Origin of the sequence: Campylobacter sp. B0100352/1 (assembly GCF_020135855.1) — a bacterium.
Taxonomy (GTDB): domain Bacteria; phylum Campylobacterota; class Campylobacteria; order Campylobacterales; family Campylobacteraceae; genus Campylobacter_D; species Campylobacter_D taeniopygiae.
On the sequence record NZ_JACHTP010000032.1, the window covers coordinates 1 to 9,125 of the forward strand.

A 9,125-nucleotide genomic window follows, 5' to 3' on the forward strand; every position below is an offset into this window, starting at 1 on the left:
TTTAGTTTTTATAAATCTAGCTTCACCTTTAAATTTGGAAATTTTAAAATTTACCCTAGCTTGAAATTCTGCTCTACTAAAATCAACTTCTTTTTCAAAATTACAACCGACAAATTCAACTTCTTTTTCAAAATTATACTTCAAAGCAAAAACTTGTTCTAAAAAATTACATTTGGTAAAATAAATTTTTACATCGTTTTGCTTTGAAAATTTTATGTTTAAAATTTTACTAAACGCTATGGTAAGCTCTTTTATACCTTTTTTCTGCAAAGCATCAAAATCTATGCTTTCTATAGTAGCGTCAGATATTTTTATCTTAGTCCCAAACGGGTAAAGCCGCCAATCCCCTTTGGCTAAAATGCCATAAGGTTTCAACTCTTCAATAAAATTTTCACTGCCCATTTAATCCCTCATCTTTCATCGCATTTCCTTGACTTTCATTTGTTTAGCTAGGCACTATGGAATTTTTACGTGCGGTTTTTTGGAGTGAAAAGACAACCAAACTTATACAAAAAATATATAAAAATATTGTTATATTTTCTAAGCAATCTTTATGAGATTTGAAAGTAAAACTTACTATTTGAAATAGATTAAAAGAACTTATCGTGATATAAAAAAAACAAATCACCGCATAATATAAAATAAAAAAAGTTCTAACAAACAATAAGCCTATAACAGAATACATAAAGATTAAATATACAGCATTGCTATCATTTAAAGCTTTCACATTTAGAATATTTTTTAATACTTTAAGCAAATCATTGTCTTTATTAAAGAATTCAGACAAATTCCCATTTCCATACTTTAAAACAAACAAAATAGAAGCAAAGAAACCTACAATTGCAATCAACCATCTTAAATTTAAAATCAAGTCCGTATGATGTTCACAAAGATTTCTATAAAACATAAGTTGATATTTATCCAACCATTCTTTAGAAAATTTCTTAGGTTTTTTAGAATTTAGCTCTATCTCTTTACAATAAAGCTCGCATTTGTGAAAATTTGATGCGTCTAGGGAATTATTATCTTTTATCAAGACATTTTTAAAAACCCTAAAAGAATCTCTAAAATCATTAGCAAATTTATCTAAAGATTTTTTATCTTGTTCTTTTTTATTTTTATTAAATTCTTCACACTCTTGATTGATTTTCTTTTCTAAATCTTCAAAATCAAAATTTAAATTTGCATTGACAGCATTTAAATTTCCTTTGAAAATCGCTTGGGAGAAATTCGGAACCTTTTCAAATTTTACCCCATAAAAACAAGCATTTTTTTCAAATTCGCACTCATGAAAATCAGCATAATCTTTAAAATAAGAATTATTAAAATACACATTATCTTTAAATTTAGACATTTTAAAATAAGCTTCATAAAATTCATTATTTTTAAAATCAACTTCCTTTAAAAATTGACAATTTGAAAAATCAATTTGTTTTTTAAAAGTTACTTTTTTCAAACTATTTTTTATTATTTGATTACCTTCTTGTTTGGCTAAAAACTTGGCATTAAAAAAAATCACTTTATCTTGAAATATTGCTTTATTAAAACTCACTTTAGCTTGAAATGATACTTCTTCAAAACTCACCGTATCTTTAAATGTTGCCTTATAAAAACTCACTATAGTTTGAAATGATGTTCCATTAAAAAAAACTTCTTTTTCAAAAGTTACGTTTTCAAAACTATTTTCTATTATCTCATTATCCTCTTGTTTGGCTAAAAACTTGGCATTAAAAAAAATCACCTTATTTTGAAATATTGCTCCATTAAAAATTACTCTCATTTGAAATGTTGCTTTATCAAAATTCGCTTCTTTTTGAAATATTGCTTTATAAAAATTCGCTATAGTTCGAAATGTTGCTTTATAAAAATTCGCTATAGTTCGAAATGTTGCTTTATAAAAATTCGCTATAGTTCGAAATGTTGCTTTATAAAAACTCACTTCTTTTTGAAAATTACAACCGACAAATTCAACTTCTTTTTCAAAGTGGCATTCATAAGCAAAAACTTGGTTCAAGAAATCGCAACTTTCAAAATGAATTTCTACATCGTTTTGATTTGAAAATTTTATGTTTAAAATTTTACTAAACACTATAGAAAGCTCTTTTATACCTTTTTCTTGCAAAGCATCAAAATCTATGCTTTCTATAGTAGCATAAGATATTTTTATCTTAGTCCCAAACGAGCAAAACCGCCGATTCCCTTTGGCTAAAATGCCATAAGGTTTCAACTCTTCAATAAAATTTTCACTATCCATTTAATCCCTCATCTTTCATCGTATTTCCTTGACTTTCATTTGTTTTTAGCTAGGCACTATGGAATTTTTACGTGCGGTTTTTATAATTATTCTATTTTATTTTCTATTTTTCCTTGGATTTTATTTTGAAGTTTTTTCAATACATCAAATGGAAGAGTATCGATTAGTTTTTCAATCATGCTCAAGCTAGGAATTTCACCTTTTTTATCAAGTATCTTGCTTGGATTATTTTCTGCAGAATCTAACATAATTTTTAAAAGTTGATTTTTTAGTTCCTCATTATCTGTTTCTTTTATTTGAGTTTCATACCCTTTATAAGTTTGATTTAGTCTTTGTTTATAGGCATACTCACTTGCTATTCTTTTATATTCTGCAATTTGCTTTGTAGAATAATAAGTAAAAAATCCGCTAAAAAATAAAAATGGCAAAGCTCTAAGAAAATTTACATATGTAAAATTTTCCTCAAACGAAAAGCAAAAATAAATACCAAAAACAATAATAAAAACAAATATAGAAACTCCAAAAATTATATTCCAAGTTTTGATATTTGTTTGTGCAGCTTCTCTTTCATCTTTATAAGCCTCAGCTAATCCTGCAGAAGTTGCACCTGGTAATAATTCATTTATTTCATCATTTTTTTCTTTATACAAATTTTCAAATTTATCTTTATAACCATTTAGACAATTTTCTAATTCTTGTTTTTTACTAGAAATTAAATTGTTTATTTCAGCCTGTTTTTCATCCAAATATTTTTCAAGAGATAACTTTCCACCTTTTCCATTTTCATCTGCCTCAACACCAATAAAAATTTTATTATAAAATTCTTCAAATTCTTCTATTTTATCTTTATTTTCTTCGATATCATCACAAGCTTGTTCCAACTTCGAAATAATCCCTTCGATAACATTACCTTGAGAATCTTCCTGATCATAAAATTTCATATAATCATTTTTCATTTTATTTGCACATTCTATAGCTTCTTCAATTTCGATTAAAGCGCTGCTTTTATTTTCATCATCGGTTTGAATATCAAAAATTTTCCCATAAATTTCATCTATATCTTTTTGAGACATTTTTATATCTTCAATCATATCTTTTATAGACATCTCTTCATCATTGCCATTATAAGCGGAATTAAATTCTTCAATATCTTTCAATGAATCCTGCAATCTATTATTTTCAATTAAATAAATCAACTGTTCTAATTGTTCTAAAGATTTCTTATCCTTAAAAGTTTTTAAAAACTTACCAAATAACCTTTCTTGAATTTGATCCAAATTATTATCCATTTTTACTCCTTATTTTTTATTATTTTTATCTCATCTTCGGTGAGATTATACAACTTATAAACTAAAGTGTTTATTTTGTCTTCTTGAATTTTGGTATCTGCGTTTTTGTCTTGTTCTTTGGCTTTTAAAATCTCATCGACTAGGGTTACTAATTCATCGGCTGTTTTTTGATTTTTGGAATTTATCTTTGGTATAGGAAATCTTTCTACATATTGATTTGACAATAAAAAACCTTTATCAGAATACAAATGCCCTATATTTTTAAAATAATAAAAAATCAAACTAGAATTTAAAAACCCTAAAAGATAAGAAAGTTCATTTTTAGAATTTCCCGTCATAAATGCCATAGAATCTAACAAAACAAATTCTTTTTCTAAAATAAAACTTGGCTCTTGTGTTACTCTTTACCAACCTATCTTTTCTTTTTCAAATTCTTGATAATAATTTGCTCCCCATCTTTGCAAACAATACCACTCATAACGAATTCCTGTTTCATCTTTATTTCTTTTAGATAATCTTGCTTTGTGTGAAAATAAGTGATTATATAAGCTTGGATATTGTTTTTTTAAATCCTGCTCATTTTCTAACATAGTTTTTGGATTTTCGGTATTTGGAAAATGCCAAGGTATAAATATTATCCAAAGTCCCGCCCATTCATAAGCATACCTTTTTATATCGCGTCCGCGTAGTATTTTGCGTATGAGTTTGGCGGTGCGTTCTTTTTCTTCTTCGTCTTTGCAATTTGCTAAAATCTCATCTTTTTTTTCAGTGGTGATGATAAAAGCTTCATTGTAGCCGGTTTTAATACCATAATTTATATTAAGCCCATACCAATCCTTAAGCGGAGTGCCTATACGATCTATCTTAGCCTTTAGGGCACTGATGTTTTCATCGCTAAAAGTAAAGCTTTCTTTACTTAAGGATTTTTGCGGAAGTTCTTTGAAATTTGCATTTAAAGCGATATTAAAAGTTTTTAAATTTTCATTATCTAAGGCAAGGTATTTGAAATAAGAATCTTTAGGCTTTAGTTTTTTAAAACTCAGTATGCTTGTATCCACTGTGGCACTATCAAAAACTTTGACGCCGTTTAGATCGATGTATTCGCAAATTTGAGTATTTTTGAGTAAAAATTCACGCAAAGCCTCGCCGTATCCTGCACGAGTGTATTTGTTAGATGTGATGAAAGATAGGACGCCATTTTCTTTAAGCACGTTAAAACCTAGCTCGTAAAAATACGTATAAATATCGCTCGTGCCTTTATAAACCTTATAATTTTTCGCCAAATTTGGCTTAAGTTCTTTTATCTCTTCTTGTCTGATATAAGGCGGATTGCCGATGATGAGATCAAAGCCTTGAAAATTTCCGTTACTATCAAGCACTTCAGGGAATTCAAAACGCCACTCAAAAGGATGTGATTTTTCTAGCTCAAAAATACGCTCATAAAGATCTAAAAGTTTTTTAAATTCTTTTCTTGCAGCTTTTTCATCAAAACTGAATTCAAACATATTTTTAGAAAAAAAGCTTTTAAATTTTTCATCGTGATGTTCATCGGCTAAAAAATCGCCGTATTTTTTAGAATACTCGTTTGCGTTGTTGGTTAGTTGTTTGATTTCTTTGGCAAATTTGTCTTTAAGGCAAAAATTTTTAAAAGATTCTTTGAGGTTTTTGATTTCTTTAGCGATGAGATTTTTATCGGTGTAAAATCCTTCCTTATAGTCTTTAACTATGTGTTGATACTTTTTCATACGCTCTTTGATGTTAGGGTAATGCGATAAAGACTTTTGAGTGTCAAAATACGCGATCAAAGAATTTCCGCATTTTATGTTTAGTCGATGTTGGGTAGGGTTTTAAGATCGTGATAATTCTCATCATCAAAACTTTGATAAAAACTATGCTTTAAAAGCTCTATCCAAAGTCTTAGTTTGGTGATCTCGCAAGAATTTGGGTTGATATCGACGCCAAAAAGATTGTTTTCTATGATGTCTTTTTTTGTGTGAAAAAGTTCTTGTTGGATCAAATGCGCTTTGTCTTTGTGCGTGCTTGGGCGTTTGTATTCTATAAATTCACCTTTGCGATCGGTGATGAGAATTTCATCGTTTTGCACTTCTAGGTAAAATTCTTCTTCGAAAAGATTTAATTCATCATAAATGCTAAGCATCACATTTAAAGCAGAAACTAAAAAATGCCCGCTTCCCACGGCCGGATCGCAAATTTTGATGGAATTTAAAAGCTCTTTTTGTGCGTTTTTGTCTTCTTTTCTCAAAGATTTTCTTAACTCGCTTATGTCTTTAGCCTCAAGATCGAATTTGGCGTTGAATTTATCAAGAACTACTTTTGTGATACTTTCTTTACACATATAAGAAGTGATAAAGCTTGGCGTATAAAAACTTCCTTCTTTGTAGCCGTTGAGTTTTTCAAAAACATTTCCTAAAACGCTAGAGCTTATGAGTTCTTTTTGGCTTAAAATTTCGCTTTGCTCATCATCGCTACCAAAATCAAAACTATCTAAAAATTCAAACAAATACTCTAAAAGCCCAACTTGTCCTTTTTTAGCCTTGCATTTATCATCCTTTAACACCGTGTGTTTATAGTAATCAAGCTTTAGATTGTTGCTTAAATTTGCGATTTCAAGGGTATTTTCTATGCTTTGTTTTTCAAATAAAGATGAATTCAAGTAAGGCAAATAAGCAAATTCGCTTTTCTTTCTTGTATCTTTTGCCTTAGCTAAAATTTCAAAGAAAAGTTCGCTCAATTTACCAAAATCTGGAATTTTTTTGACATTTAAAAATTTCAAATTTTTATCATCATTAAAACGCACCAAATTTGACTCGATAAGCTTTAAAAATAAAATACGATTTAACCATAAAATCAAAAGCTTTAAAATGACTTCAAAATTTTCTTCTTTAAGCTTGGAATTAATAGCCGTATAAAAAGTACCCTGCTCTTCTTTGCTTTCCTCGCTTTTGGCGATGATGAGTTTTGAGTTTTGTTTGTTTTCACAAAGCCCTAGGATATACAAAAGCTCTTTATAAAACGCGTTGTTTAGGGAATTTGCGTCGTTTGGATTGAATTCGGCCAATAAACAAGCTTTATTAAAAATTTTAAACAAGGGTTTTAACTCGCTAAAGCTTGGTTTTTCTTGCTCTAAAATCGGCTTTAAGTCGATAAAAATTCCTTTCAAACTGCTTTTAAGATAAAGATCTGAATTTAAAAGCTTTTCAAATTCCTTATAAATTTCATCGGTATTGCCTTTAAAAAGAGAGGCTTTGCTTTCAAAATTTTCAAAAGCTTCTTTGCAATGCTTGTTTTTGTTAAAAAGCTCTTCAAACAAATCTGCCTTGAAAATGAAAAAACTATAAAAATCCGTGATGATGATATGCTTAAGCGATGAATTTAGGGCTTTTCTTTCGCGAAGATAATACAAAATGCACTCTTGCAAGGCTTTGCAATTTGGCTTGTTTTGAGTGAAAAATTCTTTAGAATGAGGCGTTTTTGCTTCGATGATAACTTGAGTAAATCCATCTTTTTTTAAGGCTAAATCTATGCCGCTATTGCCTTTGTGTATGCTTTTGACTTCGCATTCAAAATTTAAACTTTCAAAAAATTTGCTTAATGCATTTGCCACGAGGGAATCTTCGTTGTTTTTGAGATTGTTTTCGAGGTTGGTTTTATAGTCCTTTAAAATCTTAACAAAATCGTTTAATTCTGTCTCTAAAATGGGCTTTTTGCGATAATAAGGATTTAAAAATTCTTTTTCATTAAGCAAAGTAAAAAGCATCATCAACCTTTAATAAAAAATAATTTATTATTTTACTAAAATTTACTTTTGATAAAGAAAAAATCCCTACAAGTTTTTTATTTTTTTAAGAATTTGTTGATGCCTTTATATGCCTTCTTTACCAATTCTTTCTCAAAAAAATCATTTAAAATTTGAATAAAATCTTTTACATGATTTTCATTTTCGATCAACCAATAAATAAAAGCGTATTCTCCTTCTAGTTTTTGATTGTTTATTAATTTATCGCAATAATAATGATCTTTGTATTTTTTAACATTTTCTTTTTTTATATCTTTAAACAATTTTAAACATTGCTTATATTTTTCATCTTCAACATCTTCATCATCGTTTGATATTTCAAATGTTAAACCAAAAGTATCGTAACGACTTTTTTGAAAATAAAGATAAATGCAAGGATATAAACTCTCATTTTTATAATCTTTAGGATAAAAAACTAACACGCCTCGATTGGCGCGATTTTCTTCTATTTTATTAGCAAGAAAAATAATATCGCTTATTTTAATTTCCATTTGCTCAAAATTGTCAAAAAATTCTTCTAAGATGGTTTTGCAAATACTATTCCATTTATACTGAATGATATTTTTAGCTTTTTTATAATCTTCTTCTTTTAAATTTTTAAGTTCTGATTTGTTTTTGCTGTATCTATATAAAATCATAGCATTGTTTAAATTTTTCATTTTTGTTTTTATATCTTTTGAAAAAATAAATTCCAACACATCATCTCTTTGAATATACTCATTTGTTATATACCATTGTAAAATATCTTTATATTGTTTGAGAGTAAAAATAATATTTTGTATATCAGATGAGAATTTTTGATTTTTAATTGATTTTTTTTCATATATTTTTATACATTGACAAATCCATTCTTTAATCCACATATAATCCATTTTCAAATAGTAACTCATGATATTTTCATTTTTATCTTTGATCAAATTTTCTTTTATAGTAAAACCGCCTAAGCTGTAATAACTGGGATTAATATCCGCATCTTGATGCAAATATATAGTTAATATATTTTTATAGCAATCATTTACATCTTTGATATTTTTTCTTATAAAGCTAATGTAATCTTTTAATTGATTTTTTTGATCTTTTGCGTAAATTTTATTTTCTATTATAATGTATCTTTTATCTTTGAATGTTATCAAAATATCTATTCTTCTATTATCTTTGACACAGGCTTCTGTTTCTATACTTTTTATATCTTCTACGTTTAAATTTTCAAACTTAGTATTTTTTAAACTTTTACCAAGTTTTTCTAAAAATATTTTTGCAAAATTTTTTTGATAATGTCCTTTTTCTATATCAACCAAATAAGCTATAAATTTAGAATGATAATTTTCTTTTTCTTCAACATTTAAAGCTTCAAATATATTTATATCGCTAAAACCATCATTAGCATCTTTTTCAAATTTATGATCTGCTTTAGATAACCCTTTGATAAAATATTCCATATCTTTCCTTCTATTTTACAACTTCTCATGCTCATATATCAAACAAACCATTTTTTAAATTATCATTTATTATATAAAAAATATATTGAATAAAAACTTTTATTGTTTAATCACAAACTAAAATAAGGCTAAAGTACAACCAACTAAACTTTTAAATCCTACCTAATCAAACTATAAAATAAACCTTGATAAATGCTAACCCTAAAACATTTCTCATAAATCATTTAATAAACCCAAATCTTAATAAATTTCTTTTAATTTATAAACCAAACTTATTCACAAACTAAAACAACAAAGTTAAAACATACAAAGCATCCAAAGAAAAA

General features: G+C 27.4%; 3 protein-coding genes and 3 pseudogenes. All 6 read right to left on the reverse strand.

Features of this window, described 5'->3' with window-relative positions:
• Nucleotides 1–402: pentapeptide repeat-containing protein (locus tag H2279_RS07920; protein ID WP_337196195.1), on the reverse strand; the 402-nt coding region annotated here is incomplete at its 3' end.
• Between the two features lie 559 nt (nt 403–961).
• Nucleotides 962–1,417, reverse strand: a pseudogene (locus tag H2279_RS08905) (pentapeptide repeat-containing protein); the annotation flags it as partial.
• 162 nt (nt 1,418–1,579) lie between these two features.
• Nucleotides 1,580–2,254: pseudogene (locus H2279_RS08910) on the reverse strand (pentapeptide repeat-containing protein); the annotation flags it as partial.
• Nucleotides 2,255–2,340: 86 nt separating this feature from the next.
• Nucleotides 2,341–3,543, reverse strand: a complete 1,203-nt coding sequence (locus tag H2279_RS07930) for a hypothetical protein (protein WP_337196197.1) — start codon at nt 3,541–3,543, stop codon at nt 2,341–2,343.
• Between the two features lie 2 nt (nt 3,544–3,545).
• Nucleotides 3,546–7,321: pseudogene (locus tag H2279_RS07935) on the reverse strand (type IIG restriction enzyme/methyltransferase).
• A gap of 77 nt (nt 7,322–7,398) precedes the next feature.
• Nucleotides 7,399–8,799: a PDDEXK-like family protein gene (locus tag H2279_RS07940; RefSeq protein ID WP_337196198.1), complete on the reverse strand. Its 1,401-nt coding sequence runs from the start codon at nt 8,797–8,799 to the stop codon at nt 7,399–7,401.
• Nucleotides 8,800–9,125 lie beyond the last annotated feature (326 nt).